Annotated in this window: 14 protein-coding genes; 8 read left to right on the forward strand and 6 right to left on the reverse strand. The window is 60.9% G+C overall.

All coding sequences use genetic code 11. The features are described from left to right. Nucleotides 1-81 precede the first annotated feature (81 nt). The 3 genes from ACO9S2_RS11765 to ACO9S2_RS11775 are packed head-to-tail and all read left to right on the forward strand — an operon-like array spanning nucleotide 82 to nucleotide 1316. Nucleotides 82-600: a GlcG/HbpS family heme-binding protein gene (locus ACO9S2_RS11765; protein ID WP_423722417.1), complete on the forward strand. Its 519-nt coding sequence runs from the start codon at nucleotides 82-84 to the stop codon at nucleotides 598-600. Further along, nucleotides 597-1052, forward strand: a complete 456-nt coding sequence (locus ACO9S2_RS11770) for a hypothetical protein (protein WP_423722419.1) — start codon at nucleotides 597-599, stop codon at nucleotides 1050-1052. The genes ACO9S2_RS11765 and ACO9S2_RS11770 overlap by 4 nt, the downstream gene beginning before the upstream one ends. Nucleotides 1053-1112: 60 nt before the next feature. Beyond that, complete coding sequence (locus ACO9S2_RS11775) at nucleotides 1113-1316, forward strand: DUF3565 domain-containing protein (RefSeq protein ID WP_423722421.1); 204 nt, start codon at nucleotides 1113-1115, stop codon at nucleotides 1314-1316. Here ACO9S2_RS11775 and ACO9S2_RS11780 read toward each other — a convergent pair. Next, the gene (locus ACO9S2_RS11780) at nucleotides 1306-2412 is read right to left on the reverse strand and encodes a dipeptide epimerase (protein WP_423722423.1); all 1107 of its coding nucleotides are present in this window, start codon (nucleotides 2410-2412) and stop codon (nucleotides 1306-1308) included. The genes ACO9S2_RS11775 and ACO9S2_RS11780 overlap by 11 nt on opposite strands. A gap of 220 nt (nucleotides 2413-2632) precedes the next feature. Between ACO9S2_RS11780 and ACO9S2_RS11785 the strand changes: the two genes are divergently transcribed. Next, nucleotides 2633-3544, forward strand: a complete 912-nt coding sequence (locus ACO9S2_RS11785) for a DUF6635 family protein (protein WP_423722425.1) — start codon at nucleotides 2633-2635, stop codon at nucleotides 3542-3544. A gap of 111 nt (nucleotides 3545-3655) precedes the next feature. Here ACO9S2_RS11785 and ACO9S2_RS11790 read toward each other — a convergent pair whose 3' ends face one another. The 3 genes from ACO9S2_RS11790 to ACO9S2_RS11800 form a co-directional block, all read right to left on the reverse strand. Next, complete coding sequence (locus tag ACO9S2_RS11790; RefSeq protein WP_423722427.1) at nucleotides 3656-5242, reverse strand: tetratricopeptide repeat protein; 1587 nt, start codon at nucleotides 5240-5242, stop codon at nucleotides 3656-3658. Between the two features lie 48 nt (nucleotides 5243-5290). Next, on the reverse strand, nucleotides 5291-8686 hold the full coding sequence (locus ACO9S2_RS11795; RefSeq protein WP_423722429.1) for a glycosyl hydrolase family 8: 3396 nt from the start codon (nucleotides 8684-8686) through the stop codon (nucleotides 5291-5293). An 89-nt stretch (nucleotides 8687-8775) separates the two neighbouring features. Further along, on the reverse strand, nucleotides 8776-9420 hold the full coding sequence (locus ACO9S2_RS11800; RefSeq protein WP_423722431.1) for a sulfite oxidase-like oxidoreductase: 645 nt from the start codon (nucleotides 9418-9420) through the stop codon (nucleotides 8776-8778). Between the two features lie 215 nt (nucleotides 9421-9635). On the opposite strand from ACO9S2_RS11800, the gene ACO9S2_RS11805 reads away from it, so the two are divergent. From ACO9S2_RS11805 to ACO9S2_RS11815, 3 genes are read left to right on the forward strand one after another with little or no spacing between them, the layout of a single operon-like run. Next, the gene (locus tag ACO9S2_RS11805; RefSeq protein WP_423722433.1) at nucleotides 9636-10370 is read left to right on the forward strand and encodes a TVP38/TMEM64 family protein; all 735 of its coding nucleotides are present in this window, start codon (nucleotides 9636-9638) and stop codon (nucleotides 10368-10370) included. Continuing rightward, nucleotides 10370-11923 (forward strand): mercuric reductase, encoded by a 1554-nt coding sequence (locus ACO9S2_RS11810; protein ID WP_423722435.1) that lies wholly within the window; start codon nucleotides 10370-10372, stop codon nucleotides 11921-11923. The genes ACO9S2_RS11805 and ACO9S2_RS11810 overlap by 1 nt, the downstream gene beginning before the upstream one ends. A gap of 13 nt (nucleotides 11924-11936) precedes the next feature. Then, nucleotides 11937-12689, forward strand: coding sequence for a DUF3047 domain-containing protein (locus ACO9S2_RS11815; RefSeq protein ID WP_423722437.1), 753 nt, complete (start codon nucleotides 11937-11939; stop codon nucleotides 12687-12689). A gap of 104 nt (nucleotides 12690-12793) precedes the next feature. Here the strand turns inward: ACO9S2_RS11815 and ACO9S2_RS11820 are convergent, their stop codons facing one another. Continuing rightward, nucleotides 12794-13204, reverse strand: coding sequence for a hypothetical protein (locus ACO9S2_RS11820; protein WP_423722439.1), 411 nt, complete (start codon nucleotides 13202-13204; stop codon nucleotides 12794-12796). Between the two features lie 524 nt (nucleotides 13205-13728). Here ACO9S2_RS11820 and ACO9S2_RS11825 point away from each other — a divergent pair. Continuing rightward, on the forward strand, nucleotides 13729-16377 hold the full coding sequence (locus ACO9S2_RS11825; RefSeq protein ID WP_423722441.1) for a CBS domain-containing protein: 2649 nt from the start codon (nucleotides 13729-13731) through the stop codon (nucleotides 16375-16377). A gap of 68 nt (nucleotides 16378-16445) precedes the next feature. Here ACO9S2_RS11825 and ACO9S2_RS11830 read toward each other — a convergent pair whose 3' ends face one another. Further along, nucleotides 16446-17051 (reverse strand): hypothetical protein, encoded by a 606-nt coding sequence (locus ACO9S2_RS11830; protein WP_423722442.1) that lies wholly within the window; start codon nucleotides 17049-17051, stop codon nucleotides 16446-16448. Nucleotides 17052-17182: the final 131 nt, after the last annotated feature.

Below are 17182 nucleotides of genomic sequence, written 5' to 3' on the forward strand. Positions count from 1 at the left end.
TTGACAGTCTTCCGGCGCCTTCGTACTCTCCGATCAGATCATCCTTGGGCCATGAGTTTTCAACTGATAAAGGAGATAAATATGAACCGAGCGTGGCTGTGCGCTGTATTGGTCGTCGGCACCATGACCTGCGGGGCGGGGATATCTGCGGCTCAGGAGTTGCCGAAAGAGTCGGTCTTGCCGCTGAGTCTTGCTCAGCGGGCAGTTCAGGCCGCGGTGGATGCCTGCAAGAAGGATGGCTATCGCGTGAGTGTCTCCGTGGTGGATCGGGCGGGACTGCTGCGCGCGATGGGACGGGCCGATGGCGCGGGCCCGCACACGGTCGATAGCAGCCGCAAGAAGGCCTATACGGCGTCGAGTCTGCGCCGTGCCACGAGCGAACTGGCTGACATGATCAGCAAGATGCCGCCGCTGCAGGCCCTGCGCGACATGAACGAGCAGATTCTCATGGTCGGAGGCGGGTTGCCGATCGAGATCGGCGGGGATGTCGTCGGCGGCATCGGTGTGGGCGGAGCTCCCGGCGCCCATCTCGACGATGCTTGCGCGGAAGCGGGACTTGACGCCATCGGCGCGGTGCCCAAGATTCCGGCGGCCAAGTGAGGCGAAGACTGTGGTGGTGTCTGGCCGGCGCGATGAGCGTCGGCCTGTTCGGGTGTAACAGCGGCGCTCCCGAGCCGGCCTCCGTGGAGATTCCCGGGACCGGTCTCCGGCTGACCATCGTGCGGGTCGCCACTGATCCGTTTCTGCCCCGGCACAATCTGACGCTGGCGGTCGAGCGCACGCCCGGCTGCACAGCCGACGTGGACCTCTTTCCGGATACCGGCCATACAAGTCGCCGTAATCTCTATCTGACCAGAAAAGGCCTCGTATACGTCGTCGGCCAATTCGATGCGCGTGTGATCGACGGACAGGCCTGTACGATCACCCTCTCGGAGTTCCGCAATCTCGATCGGGAAGTCATTTTCGTCGGGAGTTTCGACGAAGATGCGGAAGAGCGCTGGGGCTACTTCCCGGCATCGGAGCGACCGGAACGGCCGTTCGAAAAACGATAGAAGTATGTCGCTGTGAATGTGAGAGTGGTAATCCTAGCGCGTAATGCATAGTGCGGACACATGAACCAACCGATCATCGGCTATCACCAGGATGAACGTGGCGACTGGGTCGCGGATTTGGCCTGCGGCCATGGGCAGCATGTGCGCCACCAGCCGCCGTTCTTCAGCCGGCCCTGGGTGCTGACACCTGAGGGCAGGGCCCGGCATCTCGGGCAGGCGCTCGCGTGCAAGAAATGCGACGAGGGAGAGCCGACTACTGGATGATGGTCAGCCCGGACTGCGGGATGATCGTCATGCCGAGGCCTGCGGAGTGCCAGGGAGCGAGAAGCGGCCCGCGATAGTGATAACCTCCCGTGACCGGATCGTCGGCCAGTAGCAGCGGCGTATCGAGGTCCAGCACGTCGAAGCCCTTCATGCCCAGCACCAGACTGAAGGAACAGCCCATCGCGGTTCTCGTTTCGACCATCCCGCCGACCATGAGCTTGAGCCCTGAGGCCAGGGTGAAGGCCGCGATCTCGGCTGCTTCCACGACGCCGGTTTTCATGATCTTGATGTTGATGTAGTCGGCCGCGCCCTGCTCGATCACCCGCCGCGCATCCGCAAGCGAGCGCACCGCTTCGTCTGCCGCGACGGGAATCCCTGTTTCCCGCCGAATGGCCGCCATGCTCTCCAGGTCCTCCCGCACGACCGGTTGTTCGAGCAGGACCATCGTGCCGCCGAATTGCCGGACGCCTCCGGCAAACGTGAGGCAGTCCTCCCGCGAGAAGCCCTGGTTCCCGTCGCCGATGAAGGAGATGCCGGGCAATGCCCGATGCACGGCCTCCAACCGGCGAATGTCTTCCTGAACATCCTTGCCGACTTTCATCTTGAACAGGCGAAAACCCTTCTTGTACCAGCCTTGGGCCAGCGCCAATGTTTTCTCAAGGGTCGTGATCGGAATGGTGATGTCGGTTTCTCGCGGGCGCACATCGGCGCCGCCCCACAATTTCCACATGGGAATCTGTGTTGCCCGGCAATGGGCGTCGATGATGGCCGTTTCCAATCCGCATCTGGCGGCTGGATGGCTTCTGGCAGTCTCCGCCATTTGCCTAGCGAGTGCTGGATAGTCCCGCGCCGGTTGTCCGATCAGCGCCGGAGCTAATCGACCAAGAGTGGCCAGACAGGACTCCCGGTTCTCTCCGCCGACTTCAGGAAAGGGCGCGGCTTCGCCGTAACCCTGTGTGCCGTCGTCGAGCGTGAGCCGGACGAAGATATTTTCCGCCACCACGCGCGCGCCGGTGGCGACGACAAACGGGTCCGTGATGGGGATATCGACGGGCCAGAATTCAATTCTGCGGATTGTCCGGTTGGGGATTTGCATGTGTCTCCGACAAGGAGGCAGTTAGCCTACCCCGTCTGTGTGTAGATTGGAATAGAAACATTGAGGCGGTGAACCAGCGGCAGCGGGGAATGAACTGGCGGTCGAAAGGAAAGGCGGTTCGTGTCGAATGGGAGACCCGGCCGTTCCCGCGAACAGGGGATTTACTTGAGCCGTGGCGAGATTTCCGTATAGTAAGCCTTTGTCTGGAGGATTGTCTTTCGTGAACGTGCACCATACCGCGACGGCGATTGCCGCGCTCGAAGACTGTATCGATCGCTACATTACCGAGTGCCATGGTCGAGTGGATGGCTTTGTCGCGCGGCACTTTTCGTTCCGGGAAACCATCGCCTTGCAGAAGCGGTCATTCGTCACCGACCTGTTCTGTCATCCCGTCAATACGCTCTGGGCGATTCCCTATCTGCTGTTGAAGAAAGTTGTCGAGGTGCCCGAGAAGCTGGGCTGGCGTGCGGGAGCCGATCTGGTCGGTCTCCTGCCCTCGGGGCTGAAGACGAGCTATCAAAGAGAGATCGAGCGATTGATTGCGACCGAGTTGTTGGAGTGGCCGTGGCGGTCAGGCGCCGGGGCGGCGTCCTCTCAAGGGCTGGCTGACATGATCAAGCGGGATCGATCCGTCGCCCCGCTGTTCGCGCTGACTGCGGAGGTGGAAGCGGCGTTGAAGGACCTGCCCGATATGACGCGCGTGATTGAATCGCATTCGTCCAGCCGCGCGCTGGTGTGCGACATGACGGCGACGCTCCTGACACTGGTCATGGGATGGCTGTTGTTCGGCGATCATTCCCTGAGCATTGCCGGGATCGGTGATCAGCTTGCCAGAAAGGCGGCTCGCGACCGGGCCGCGTCGCATTTCCTGTTGGGCGCGGGCCTGGGATCCGCGTTTTATTCGCTGTTCCCGCCTAAGCCGTCCTTCTGGCAGGTGGTGTGGGCCACCATGTCCGTGGGCCTATTCGTCACGAGCATGAGCCTGCTGGTCGGGATGCTCAGCGATCCCTCTCTCAAACGGGCCGGGTTACAGCAGGCGCAGTTGCATCGGCTGATCGACGCGATGGAAGATCAGTTGCATCTGCATCTGCGCAAGCGGATCAAGCCTGCCGTAAAGAACCTTGTGGTTTGAGAGGGAAGGTTTCCTTTCCCTCTCCGATGCTACGGGCGCTTCGTTTTTCCCCGGGGTTGCCCATTGTCTTCACGCCACGTAATTGTTGACCGGCTTGCACGAGCAACCGGGCTAGTAGAACGTGTACACCAGCAGGGCATTGCCCTGGATGCGAGAATAGACGCTCGCGATTTGCGTGTAGTCGCCCATGACCTTCAAGAGCCAGGGCTTCGAGAGGTGCGTCGTATAGGCGACGTGGGCGTCTCCGCCGACGCGGAAGACGGACGCCTGCGTGGCTTCATCGATGTATTGCAGGGCGGGGCCGGCGGCAAACGTGATGTCCTGCTTCTCGTCGAAGGTGTAAGTAGCGGCGAGCCGGGGAATCTGGTTCAGAAAGACCTGCGGGCTGAAATAGCCGCCGGCTCGCGGTTCGACCGGGCTGGGTGTGAAGCCGCTCTGATTCTCTTCATAGTGGGTGAGATAGAAGAGATATTCGCCCGAGACATTCCAGTTGTCTGTCTCCCAGAGCGGCGTCGTGGTCTTCACCGTGAGACCGACTTGATTATTGGTGCTCAGGGATTCGGCGGTCACCCAGCCGACGAAGGGCGTGACCTCGATGCGTGTGGAGCCCAGGTCGAAGCCCACGTCGGTGTAGAACTGGGTCGATCGTGCCAGACCCACCAGTTGTCCGGAACTGCGCGACCCGATCAGGGCGGCAAACGAATCGTAGCGGAACTCGCGTTTCACGCCGGGACGAATCAACACCGACGGTCCCTCGTAGACATATTCAAACTTGTAGGCCAGCCCGTCGCCGCGCGGGGCATCATGGTATTCGAGGAGCAGATCGAAGCGGTTTGCCGGATTGATCCGCAGTTGATTGCCGAAGGACAGATAGCCGCCGGTACGGTTTTCCGATGAGTCCCAGAAGTGTTCGGCGCCGGCTTCCAGCGTCGTAGTGGTGAAGGGACTGAAGTCCATCTTGCCCCGCGACCCGATCCGAACCCCATACAGTTCAAACGGTGTCGTCGGTTGGGCCAGCACCGAGAACACGCCTTCCACGGCCGGTTCACGGCCCTTGAGCATGTCGTGACGCAAGGCGGTCATGTCGCCCGGCTCGCGTTTCACCGCCTGCCGGCCCAGGTTGGCGTGATAGAGCGCCAGGTCGTTCTGGCCCAGCCAGGCATAGGCTTTCGCGAGCCCTTGGTGAGCCTGCGCATTGCGGGGTTGTGACGCGAGGATCTTATCGTACTGAGCGATGGCTTCCTGTGCGGTCTCCTTGCGGCCGGCGAGGTGCGATGCGTATTTCAACCGCATGGCAGGGTCGTCTTTGCGCTTGAGCCCCATGCGGTAGTACTTCAGCAGATCTTTCTCGCGATATGAGTAACGCGACCATTCCAGGGCCTGAGCCTGCTTGAAGGCGATCTCCGGATCGTCGTCGTATTTTGCCAGGTACCGGTCGAAGGTCTCGATGGACTTGTCTTTGAGCCCCTGCCGTTCGTAGGCGAGTCCCAGGCTGCGCAACGCTTCCCGATGATCCGGGTTGCGCTCCACCACTTTCTCGAACGCTTCGATCGCCGCCTTATAGTTGTCGATCTCCATGTTGGAGCGTCCTCGGGAGAGGTACCAGGACTCCGTAAAGTCTTCCGCGCCGGCTCGCTGGTCGAGTCCGGTTGCGAACAACAATGTGAGACTGAGCAGGGCAAGGGAACAGAACTTCATGAGCAACGCCTTTCCTGAAGTGTCGGTGCAGGTGAATATGCGTGATCGCTAAGAACTGGATGTCGGAGGGACGGCTTGCAGCCCTATCCGTGGCGCCAGGCCCCAGAGTCTAGTGCGATAGACGGGACGATAGGCGGTCATCCGGCCGTCAGCGGTCTGTACGAGCCACGGGGTCGCGGCGGGACCGTCGTTGGCGAAGGTTACGAGACCCAGGCCCTGAGCGGATTGATCCCTGAGGACTGCGCGGTACTGTCTTTCTCCGATTTGAATCCGGATGATCTGAAACCTCCATCGTCTGGGGATCTGCCGCCGGCTCGCCCGTTGCGGCATAAAGTGCCGGAGTAAACCGATGAGCAAGTGACATGCCATTAGGACGCTGCTGCGCAGGCGGTGCGTATGCGCGTCTTTCCATGTAGCGGGATCGGCGTAGAGGTTCAGCAACAAGCGCCGGCGATCTGCTTCTGAGAGAGTGAGGAAAGCCAGTCCGCAACGGACGTCCCGCCCTGGAAGCCGGTCATGATAGACCAGCCGAACCTGGCAGGTGAAGGGAATTCTGTCGAGCAACGTGATGGTCATGGTGGGAGGGAGCGGACCGGACGGGGCGTTCTTCCATGAGAGCCCGCTCAGGCTCATGTCGTGTGCCGTTCCCCGGAGGCGCAGCCGGTCGCTGCGAAGTTCAAACGGAATGGGCTTGAGAATGCGCTCCTCAATGCGTCGCTGGGGCTTTTCCCATGCCATGAGCAGGCCGATCAGGAGCGTGAGCAGATTGACGGAGGCCCAGCTGAGATTGAAAAAGTAAGCATCCTTTTCGATGCCGAAGTACCAGAACTCCCACAGTCCCTTTCCAATGGCACCGAGAGTGATTGCAATGGCGATGGCCAGACTGGCGGAGGACCTCCAGTCGAACGAGCGCCGTTCCGAGAGCAGGCCCTTGGGGGTGACTTTGAAGCCCAGGTTTTTGGGAAGCAAGAGGTCGAACATCGAGCGGAAGAGTGGAAAACTGACTGCTCCTTCATACAGTGACGACCACATGAGCCGGGGCCATCCGGGAAGGAGCGTGGCCGAAATCATCGGGAGGACGATCATGAAGGGCAGGAGATAGGCGACAAGGATCGAAACGTCGGCGAAAATCGGATGCAGATGGAAGAACAGGAAGTAGAGGGGGGTGATCCAGAAGATCACGCGCGCGATCGGGAAGAAAAAATAGTAGAGCGAGGCAAAGTAGCCGACCCTGTGGCGGAGCGACAGGCCCCGGCACAAGAGCGGGTTGTCCTTGAAGAAGATCTGAAGGCAGCCCAACATCCAGCGCCGGCGCTGGACGATATACGACGCCAGGTTTTCCGCCGTCAGCCCCACCGCCAGGTCCTTATCCACAAAGGCGGACTTCCATCCCTTCGCATGGAGGTGCTGGCTGGTGTGAATGTCTTCGGTAATGCTCATCAGGTTGAATCCGTTCAATTCAGTGATCGCGGCTCGCCGGAAGACGGCGCCGCTGCCGACGAAGAACGACCCCTGCCAGCCATGGCGTCCGCCCTGGATCGCGTGGTTGAAGAGATCCTGTTCGTTGGGGATGCGCGGGCCGGCCCCGAGCGCCCGTTGAAAGATATCCTGGTTGTAGAAGTGGTGCGGTGTTTGGACGAATCCCATCCGGGGGTCGGCGAAGAACGGAACGGTTTCCGTCAGGAACGTTGTCACGGGAATGTGGTCTGTATCGAATACCACGATGAGTTCGCCGTCTGTCTGCGTCAGGGCATGGTTCAAGTTGCCCGCTTTCGCATGCCGCTTGGGGCCTTTGATGTAGGTGGCTCCGAATCGTTCCGCGAGCCGGGAGACTTCTTCCCGATGGCTGTCATCCAGGACGTAGATCCGTTTGTGCCCGTACTCCATCGCCGAGGCGCCGATCAGCGTCTTCTCCAGGATGTCGCAGGACTCGGAATAGATCGGGATCAAGATATCGACGGTCGGCGCAAAGCCCGGCGCTGGCTCAGGCGGACGGGCCGGTTGCCGTCTCCAGCCGGTTCCCACCTGAATGAACAGCAGGACCACGGTGGAGAACGCGTAAAGCTCGGCGGCCCACAGGGACAGGCTGATAAACAGGCCACCGGTTTCCAGGACGTTCAAGGTGTTGAAGAGCCGCCAGTGGAGATAGCGGAGACAGAGGCTGAAGCCGCAGAGCAGAAAGGCGAGCTTAATGACCGGATGCCACCGGGCGAGCAGGTAGAGGATGACCGTGACGGCGAAGAGTTCCCAGGGGAAGTGAGCCGAGAATCCGGCGACATTGAAGGGGCGCAGGAATCCCAGGAACTCGTCGTAGTGCCGGGCTTGTGACAGGGTGGCGGCCTGGTCGAACCAGAGCCAGTTGTGGAAATAGTAAGGGAGTCGTTTTCCCGAGAGGGCGCCGGCTTCGAGGGGGGCGATTTTCTTTTCGCGCAGTCTGCGGGCAAGGTCGTCCTGTTCCTGGGCAGCCAGGGCATGGATGGTCGCATATAGCGGGAGGCCCTCACTCGCAGACAGGGGCGACCCTTTCAGGGTGTAGCGATCGACGAACGCTCCGCGGGTTTTCCATTCCTGCCGGAAGAATTCCAGCATCTTGTGCCGCAAGGGACCTTGAGCGCGTCCAAACCAGGCCGCATCCAACGCCACGCGCCAAAAGATCGGGAAGGCATCGTAGCTGAATGAGGACGACGCCCCGGTGACGGGATGTCGGATGGAAAGGCGGTCACCCTGCCGGTCCAGATAGACCAGTTCTGGAGGGACAGGCAGGGATTCCTCATCGTAGAGCCAGTGCAGCAGGGCATAGCTGGAGGTGATGGCCTGGGTCCAGGGATGGCGCGGATCGACGGAGGCAAAGATGTCGTAGGCATAGGGGGCGAGGTAGGCGACATGGATCGTCGGATACTTGTCATCGCGCGCCCAATTACCGGCGGTGACATAGGTGTGTGTGCCGATGTGGACCAGCTCACGGTTCCAGATGGAGTCGAGGATGGCCAGCGCCTCCTGCTCGAATGCGGGCTGGTTGAATCGCCGGGCGGCCAGGATCAGGGCCAGGGCGATGTCGGTATCGGCGTCGGTCGCCGAGTTCCTGTCGAGCACGGCTCCTTTCCATTTCCAGGCAAACAGCTTGTCGTCGCGGACCTGGAGGTGCTGCCTGGTCCAGGCCCAGACAGCCTCGAAGGTTGTCCGGTCGTTCGACCAGACGGCGCGGAGCATGGCGTAGCCCTGCCCTTCCGAGGTCGTGATGCCCTGTTCGTCCAGGCTGACCACCCGGCCATTCTGGATATAGGTCCTTTTGTAAAAGCTCCAGAGCGCGGACAGATCGTCGAGTTGCCGGATATAGGTGTCGTTCGGCTGCGATGCGGGCGCGGCCCCGGCGCTACCGGCGAGCCCGATGCACCCGACGACGCTGAATAAGAGGATTAATAGAAGTCGGACGAACGGGCGCATGAATCCTTGAGTGGGGGATTTCGTGAATGGCGGAGGCGCGAGCAGTCTGTCTCGTGGTGAGTGCAGCAGGTGCAGGCTGTGTAGCCGCCTCACCCGTACCGGTCATTCTTCCAGGGCAAGGCCGTGTTCGAATAGCCCCGTACTTCCCAGAATCCTTTCTCGTCTTTATCCGAAAACGTGATCTCCTTCACCCACTTCGCCCCTTTCCAGGCATAGCGTTTCGGGACGATGACCCGCACGGGGCCGCCGTGTTCTTTCGTCAGCGGTTTGCCGTTCCAGGTGTAGGTCAGGAGGACGTCGTCGTCGTCGCAGGCGTCGAGCGGCAAGTTGGTGGTGTAGTCATCGTAGGATTTGAACAGGACGAATTTGGCCAGCGAGAGGGGCTTCACCACAGACATGATCTGTTTAAAGCTTACGCCTTCCCAGTCGTTGTCATAGCGGCTCCAGGAGGTGACGCAGTGAAAGTCCGAGCGGTCTTTGAACTGCGGCTGGGCGAGGAAGTCCTCCCAGGACCAGGTCACCGGGTTGGTTACGAACCCGCCGATGGTCAGCTTCCATTCAGAGAGGGGAATGTCCGGCTTGAATCCCAGGTCCAGCACCGGAAAGGTCTCGACCAGGTGCTGGCCCGGCGGAAGCCGGTCATCGCCTTCGTAAAAGACCTCGCGCTCTTCGCCGCCGCGCCGTGCCTTGGCCCACTGTTCTTTCGTTTTCGTGAGTCGATTGTCCTGATCCATTGTCACGGCCTCCTGCAACAGGGTACGAGAATCGAGGCTCTCCTGACAAGGTCATAGGGAATTGTCATGGCGGTTACATCTATCGGGCTCTCATTGCCGTATATGTCCAAAGTGTCACGCGCTGGTGTGAATGACAGTCGGGGCTGAACGCATCGACGCATGGGCCCGATCCTGCTTCCGTTCGTTCACATTGACAGGGATGAGAGGAGCCCCCCATGATACAGTTCGAAGACGCTATGACCAGCCAAGCCTCTACGACAACTCCGGGACAGCCATCCATTGGGAACAAGGTTGCCATCATGCTCGGCGTGGCGGCCGCCATCGGGCTGTTTTTCTATTTCGATCTTGGCCGTCTGTTGTCGCTGGAGGCGTTGAAGCAGAATCGGGATCAGCTCCTGGCCTTTACGGAAGCGAACTTCGGCGTGGCGGCCGCTCTTTTCATTATGGCCTACATTGCGGTCACGGGCTTGTCGCTGCCCGGCGCGGTGATCCTGACCCTGGCCGGCGGGTTTCTCTTCGGCACTCTCTGGGGCACCCTGTTTGTGAATCTGGGGGCGACGACCGGGGCCACCCTGGCTTTTCTGGCCGCCCGCTATCTGCTGCGTGATTGGGTCGAACAGAAGTTCGGACGATGGCTTGAGCCGGTTCAGGCAGGGTTCGCCAAGGACGCCTTCAGCTACCTGATGACGCTGCGCTTGATTCCTCTGTTCCCGTTTTTTGTGATCAATCTGGTGTCCGGTTTGACGCGCATGAACGTCGGGACGTATGTGGCGGCGACCGCGCTGGGGATCATTCCCGGCTCGTTTGTGTATGCCAATGCCGGGCGGCAACTGGGCAGCATCAGTTCGCTCAAGGAGATTGCGTCGCCGAACGTGATCGGGGCGTTTGTCTTGCTGGGGCTCCTGGCGCTGGTCCCGACGGTCTATAAGAAGTTCAGAGGGGCGCGGTGATGAGCCGGCACGATGAAAGACTTATCCTGCCGGACGACGAACACAATCGGCAGCTCGTCGCCAATGTCCATCCAGCCGATTGGGTCAATCCTGAACCATCCGGCCGCTATAACATCGTCGTGATCGGGGCTGGGACCGCCGGTCTGATTACCGCGGTCATCGCCGCCGGCCTGGGCGCGAAGGTCGCGCTCATCGAGAAGCATCTGATGGGTGGCGATTGTCTCAACGTCGGCTGTGTGCCGTCCAAAGGAATGCTCCGGGCGGCACGGGCCTGGTCGGACCTGAAGAAGGCCGGAGAGTTCGGTCTGCATATCCCGCCGGGCGTGACGTACGATTTCGGGGCGGTGATGGCCCGCATGAGAAAATTGCGCGCACGGATCAGCCGTAATGATTCGGCCCAGCGCTATAAGAGCCTGGGTGTCGATGTCTTTATCGGCAACGCGAGGTTCACAGGACCGGATACGGTTGTGGTGGAAGGAACGGCCGGGCAACGGACGTTGCCGTTCGTGAAGGCGGCGATCTGCACAGGCGCTCGGGCGTCGGCTCCTCCCATCCCAGGACTCCAGGAAGCCGGCTATCTCACCAACGAAACGGTGTTTTCGCTGACCGAACTGCCGCCTCGCCTGGGGGTCATCGGGGCGGGGCCCATCGGCTGCGAGTTGGCGCAGGCCTTTGCGCGGTTCGGCAGCCGGGTTTATGTGATCGAAGCCCTGCACGGTATTCTGCCGAACGAAGATCAGGATGCGGCCGACATTGTCAGGCAGCAGATGCTGCGTGACGGGGTCACGCTGCTCTGTTGCGGGAAAGAGGTGAACGTCGGACAGGCCGCCGGCGGGAAGCGGTTGACCGCGGATTCGCACGGCCAGTCCTACGATATCACCGTCGATGAAGTTCTGGTGGGCGTGGGCCGCCAGCCGAATGTGGAAGGGCTCGGGTTGGACTCGGTCGGCGTGCAATACGACAAGACCGGGGTGGTTGTGAATGACCGGCTCCAGACCACGAACCCGCGCATCTTTGCCGCCGGTGACGTCTGTTCCAAATACAAGTTCACGCATGCGGCCGATGCGATGGCGCAGATCGTCATCCAGAACGCGCTGTTCCCCCATCCGTTCGGCCTGGGCTATGCCAGCACGAAGTCGTTGGTCATGCCCTGGTGCACCTATACCGAACCGGAAATCGCGCATGTAGGCCTGTATGAAGATGAGGCGATGGCACAAGGGCTGGAGGTCGAGACCTACACCTTCAAGCTCGACGAGGTCGATCGGGCCATTCTTGACGGCGACGAGGACGGTTTTGCGCGTGTCCACATCCGGAAAGGCACCGACAAGATTGTCGGTGCGACCATTGTCGCGGCCCATGCCGGCGACATGATCAACGAATTCTCGGTGCTCATGAAAGCCGGACTCGGCGCGAAGACGATTGCGGGAACCATCCATCCCTATCCCACGCAGGCGGAAGTCACTAAGAAGGTGGTGAATCTCTGGAGAAAGGCGCACTTCACCGAGGGGACCAGGAATCGGCTCGTGAAACTATTCGCCTGGATGAGGCGGTAGGAGAGGACGCTGTATGATGGCCTGGCATAGGATCCTCGCCTTGACGGTTCTGATCACGGGAAGTGTCGGTGGTCAGGTCCTGTCCTGGGCGCAATCCTCGCCGGTGATCGAGGTCGGGAAATTCTCCTCGGATCAGCCGGGGGCGGGCCTTCCAAACGGCTGGAAGCCTCTGACGTTCAAGAAAATCCCCAAGCAGACAGAGTACGTTCTGGTGAGAGATGGGGAACAGGTCGTCGTGAAAGCGACCAGTGACGCTTCGGCCTCCGGGCTTACCAGGGAAGTCGCCATCAACCCCAAAGACTATCCCATTGTCCGCTGGCGCTGGAAAGTGGAGAACCTGCTGCAGCACAGCGATGTGTCGCACAAGGATGGCGACGATTATCCGGCGCGGCTGTATATCACCTTCGCGTACGATCCGGACAAAGTCAGCTTCGGGAGGAAGCTGAAATACAAAGCGGGCCGGGCCATCTTTGGAGACATTCCAATCGGGGCCTTGAACTACATTTGGGAGACCAGGGTGCCCATCGGGGCCATCGTTGAAAACGCCTATACCGATTTTGCCCGGATGATCGTCGTTGAGAGCGGGCCGCAAAAGGTCGGGCTGTGGGTGGACGAGGAACGGAACATCTACGAGGACTACAAGAAGGCCTTTGGCGAAGAGCCGCCGATGATCAACGGGGTGGCGATCATGAGCGATACGGACAATACGAAGGAACATGCCATTGCGTTCTACGGGGATATTTCGTTCTGGAGGACTGCGCGGTAGGCGTGAGGTTCGTCGGGTAAAACGAAAGGGACCGGCCTGTACAGGGCCGGCCCCTCCGGGGACCGTCCCGCACCCGGGTGGGTGCGCGGATTCAATGTCAGGGGTTATTGCACGGAATTCGCGAAGCCACCCCGCGTAATTTCTGCGCGGACCGTGTCCCCGACCTTCTTCTGACCGCGAAGCTGCTTCGTGCCCTGACCAACGTACAGCTTCACCTGGTTGCCTTCGTAATCTTCCACCGTATAGGCATTGCCGTCGATCTGTTTGACCGTTCCGCCGACGGTTTTCCAGGCCGGACCAGGTTTGGTGTCATGTTCGCCGGCTTTCGGTGCATGGCCGACTTCCGGAACATGGCTGGTGGACGAGGCGGCAGCAGCAGCGGACGAATGATGGCTTCCGGGTGACTTTTTCTTGGCGTCCTTTTCTTTTGCCAAGGCCGGAGCAGCGGCCAGCGCCACTGTGGACAGGGCCGCAATCGCGATTGTCAGGATCTTGGTCTTTACGTCTGTTGTCATCGGCGACCTCCTTACGTGAACAGCTCGTCGAGCCTGTGCTGGTTTTTTCAGCAAAGCATGTGCCGTAAGAGGGAACCCGGGCTCTTGTTGGAAAAACAGCGGGTTAGCCGATCCGTCTCAGGAGGGGCAGGCCGGTTCAACGCCGGGAGGGGAAAAAACGTCATGAGACTGTGCAATTCTGATCAGTCGGATCTCTGGCTGGACAGGATCGCCGATCTTTGTCTTGCTCCGAATTTATGAACAGTCCTCCAATCATATTGTCCGGGAGAAACATGATCGCCAGAGGCGCGGCATCGCCAGGCATGATTGTGAGCCGCAACAGGAAAGGCGCTCGCGATGAATGTCGCGGGCGCCTCGTTTCGTTTTGGCGGGCAGTTGTATGCTCTGCGGTCGCATCGACAGGCCTCCAGGCGCCATAGGTTGGAGTAGGAAGAAGGTCGTGGCGGGACAGCATTGATGAGGGCGAGGCCGCGTTGCGCGGGGGAGCCATTTCGTGAGGGGTGAGACCCTGCTAGAATGCGGCGATGGAGATTGTCACGACTCATCGCAATGCCGATTTCGACGGCCTTGCCTCGATGGTCGCCGCACGCAAGTTGTATCCCGATGTGCGCTTGGTGCTGTCCGGCGGGGCTCAGGAAACGGTGCATGCCTTCATCACGGCTCACGACCTGAATCTGACGAAGCTCAAAGAAATTGATATTTCCAAGGTCCGGCGGCTGATCCTGGTCGATACGCACGAGCCTGAGCGGATCGGTCCGTTCAAGCAATGCTGGCAGGACCAGCGGGTTGAGATACAGGTGTTCGATCACCATGGAGAGCGCGAGGACTTGGCTCATGCCAGGCCGGCGGGGGGTCCTGTGACTGCGGTGATCGAGCGGGTCGGGGCCACCACGACGATTCTGATCGAACGCGTGCGGCAATCAGGGGCGCCGCTCACGGTTCTGGAAGCGACGGTCCTGGCGTTGGGCCTGTATGAGGAAACCGGCTCGTTCACGTTCGCTTCCACCACACCGCGCGATCTCGAAGCCGCGGCATTTCTCATCACGGCGGGAGCCGATCTCAATCTCGTATCGCAAACCTTGCGGCGGCCGCTCGATCCGGACGTGGTGGCGCTGCTCAACGATCTCCTTGAACATAGCGAGGTGCACTATCTCGAAGGTCGAAAGGTCCTGGTTGCCACCAGCACCGTCGACCGGTGCCAGGCGGAAGCCGCCGAGGCGGTCCACAAACTGGCTGAGTTGGAAGGGGTCGACGCGGTGCTCGCGGTGGTCATGACGGAGGAGCATGTCGAAGTCATCGGCCGCAGTCGCACCCCCGACATCGATGTCGGGGGCATTGCGAAGGAATTCGGCGGCGGCGGCCATGCGGTGGCGGCGGCGGCGATCGTCAAAGGCCGGCCTCTGGCGGAGGTCAAGGAGCGGGTGGTGCAGTTGCTCACGCAGCGGTACCGGCCCACGCTCCTGGCCAAGGACGTCATGACCAGGCCGGTGAAATCGGTCGGTGCGGATGCAACGGTGAAAGACACGGAAGAGCAGATGACGCACTACGGGGTGAATGTGCTCCCTGTGCTTGACGGGAAGGATCGCTATGTCGGGCTGGTCAGCCGGGAGCAGATTCAGAAGGCGCTGTTCCATCGGTTGGGCGCCCTGACGGCCCGGGACATCATGCACACCGACCACTATACGGCGGCCCCCGCGACGTCGTTCCACGAGATCGAGCAGATCATGCTCGAGCGCAATCAACGCTTTGTTCCCATTCTGGACGGCCCGCGCGTGGTCGGCGTGATCACGCGCACCGACCTGCTCAGGACCTGGCACGACGATGTGTTGCGGACGGTGCGCATCCGTCCCAAACTGAGTGAGCCGGCCGAAACCACCCGCCCCATGCATCGCCGCAATCTCAGCCAGCAGCTGCGTGAAAGGCTTCCGGCGCCGCTCTTCAAGCTGCTGAAAGAGGCCGGTCTTCTGGCCGACCGCCTGGATCTGTCGCTCTATGTGGTCGGGGGATTCGTGCGCGATCTCCTGCTCGGTATCGATAATCTGGACCTGGATCTGGTCGTGGAGGGGGACGGCATCGCGTTCGCGCGTAAACTGGCTGCGGAACACAGGGGACGGGTCAAGGCGCATGAACGGTTCGGGACGGCGGTCGTCGTGCTGCCGGACGGCGTCAAGCTCGATGTCGCGACCGCGCGCACCGAGTATTATGAATTTCCGACGGCCCTGCCGACTGTCGAACAGAGTTCGATCAAGAAGGATCTGTACCGCCGCGATTTCACGATCAATGCCCTGGCGGTGCGGCTGAACGGCCGGGGCTTCGGGGACGTCCTCGATTTCTACGGCGGCCAGCGCGACCTCAAGGACAAGGCCGTGCGCGTCCTGCACAGCCTGAGTTTTATCGAAGATCCGACCAGGGTGTTCCGCGCGATTCGCTTTGAGACACGGTTCGGGTTCCACCTGGGCAAAGACACGCTGGCGTTGATCAAGGCGGCGGTCAAGATGGAACTGTTCCATCGGCTGTCCGGGCATCGCCTGCTGGAAGAACTGAAGGCGCTCTGTTCGGAGCGGGAACCGAAGACCGCGCTCAAGCGAATGGCGGAACTTGATCTGCTCCGGTTTATCCACCCGAAGCTGGTGTGGACGGCGCGTCTGGAGAAGATGCTGCTGGCGACGGAAGAAGCCCTGGATTGGTACCGGTTGCTCTATCTCGGTCGCAGGATGGAGGGGTGGCTGGTGTATGTGATGGCGCTGGCCGCGGTGCTGCCCGATCGCGGGATGGCGGAGTGGCTGAAGCGGTTCCCGTTCAGCGAGCGGGAAGCGACGACGCTGAAGGCCTTTCGCGGTGGAGCCCATCGGGCTCTGCGCCAACTGGCCAAGCAGCCTCCGCTCAAACCCTCGGCGGTCGTCCGCTTGTTGCAGGACATGCCGGACGAAGCGTTGGTGGCGATGATGGCGCAGAGTTCGTCGGATCAGGTCAAGCGTCAGGTGTCGGCCTTTCTGACGTCCTACCAGCATGTGAAGCCGGTCCTGACCGGCGTCGAACTGAAGGCCATGGGGTTAAAGCCGGGGCCGCAGTTCAAGAAGATTCTCGACCGCTTGCTCGACGCCAGGCTGAATGGAGAGGTCAAAAGCGAGAGTGACGAGCAGGAGCTGGTGGAGCGGCTCACCAAACAGTAGGGGCCATGCCATCAGGTATCAGGCCGCAGACGGGCGGTCCTGCTGCTCCGGGCGGGAAACCGCAGCCCTCAGAGTAAGGGCAGCCGCTTGTCGTTTTCCATCTTCCCGAAGAGATCCCGAAAGGAAGCATGGAGCGCCCGTTCCATCGCTGCCTTGTCCTGCGAATTTCCGGCCGTCTTTCCAAACCCCGAATAGCGCGCCAGGGATCGTCCGGTCTTGGGATCGCTCAACGTGCCGTCCGTGGTGACCAGATAAATCTGGCTGAACGAGGACGACACACTCGGGTCGATGTACATATTGATGCGCAGGGTGAGGTTCAGGTCCGCCGCGCCTTCCTGTACGATCTTCTGAAACGTCTTTCTCGTGGTGAGGTACTCGACGGTCGCGCGTTCCCATTCCACCGGATCCTTGCTGGGGAACAGCGTGGGGGTTGTCCGCAAGACGTGGTTTGCCAGGGTTGGGTCAGGACTCATGCTGGCGCCGGCTTCAACCTCATAGGTGCCGACTTCGCTCACCTGCACTTTGGCTGAGTAAGGGAGGGGAGACGTCGTGGGAACGACCGGGGTCGGGTCAAAGGGGAGTCTTGAGCAGCCGGCGAGGAGTAAAACCGCGAGCGTGATCGAATTCAGTGCGTTCCAGCCGACCTGCAGCGGACGGTAAGCGTGGCCTGTCATCTTCGTCCCATCCCGTACCTGCCTACGGTGTTAACTTACACGTCGAACGGTTGTGCTGCAACTGTGCCGGAGAGGCTGCGGGAACCGGTCTGCCTGTCCCTGCCTTGGAGGGGCGCCTGTCAACCCCGGCG

This window comes from Nitrospira sp. NS4 (assembly GCF_049546785.1).
GTDB lineage: Bacteria > Nitrospirota > Nitrospiria > Nitrospirales > Nitrospiraceae > Nitrospira_D.

Coding starts and splice junctions, on each gene's coding strand:
- ACO9S2_RS11815 (WP_423722437.1), top strand. CDS start 11,937: ATGATGGCCTGGCATAGGATCCTCGCCTTGACGGTTCTGATCACGGGA.
- ACO9S2_RS11790 (WP_423722427.1), bottom strand. CDS start 5,242: ATGAAGTTCTGTTCCCTTGCCCTGCTCAGTCTCACATTGTTGTTCGCA.
- ACO9S2_RS11795 (WP_423722429.1), bottom strand. CDS start 8,686: ATGCGCCCGTTCGTCCGACTTCTATTAATCCTCTTATTCAGCGTCGTC.
- ACO9S2_RS11830 (WP_423722442.1), bottom strand. CDS start 17,051: ATGACAGGCCACGCTTACCGTCCGCTGCAGGTCGGCTGGAACGCACTG.
- ACO9S2_RS11765 (WP_423722417.1), top strand. CDS start 82: ATGAACCGAGCGTGGCTGTGCGCTGTATTGGTCGTCGGCACCATGACC.
- ACO9S2_RS11775 (WP_423722421.1), top strand. CDS start 1,113: ATGAACCAACCGATCATCGGCTATCACCAGGATGAACGTGGCGACTGG.
- ACO9S2_RS11800 (WP_423722431.1), bottom strand. CDS start 9,420: ATGGATCAGGACAATCGACTCACGAAAACGAAAGAACAGTGGGCCAAG.
- ACO9S2_RS11820 (WP_423722439.1), bottom strand. CDS start 13,204: ATGACAACAGACGTAAAGACCAAGATCCTGACAATCGCGATTGCGGCC.
- ACO9S2_RS11805 (WP_423722433.1), top strand. CDS start 9,636: ATGATACAGTTCGAAGACGCTATGACCAGCCAAGCCTCTACGACAACT.
- ACO9S2_RS11780 (WP_423722423.1), bottom strand. CDS start 2,412: ATGCAAATCCCCAACCGGACAATCCGCAGAATTGAATTCTGGCCCGTC.
- ACO9S2_RS11825 (WP_423722441.1), top strand. CDS start 13,729: ATGGAGATTGTCACGACTCATCGCAATGCCGATTTCGACGGCCTTGCC.
- ACO9S2_RS11810 (WP_423722435.1), top strand. CDS start 10,370: ATGAGCCGGCACGATGAAAGACTTATCCTGCCGGACGACGAACACAAT.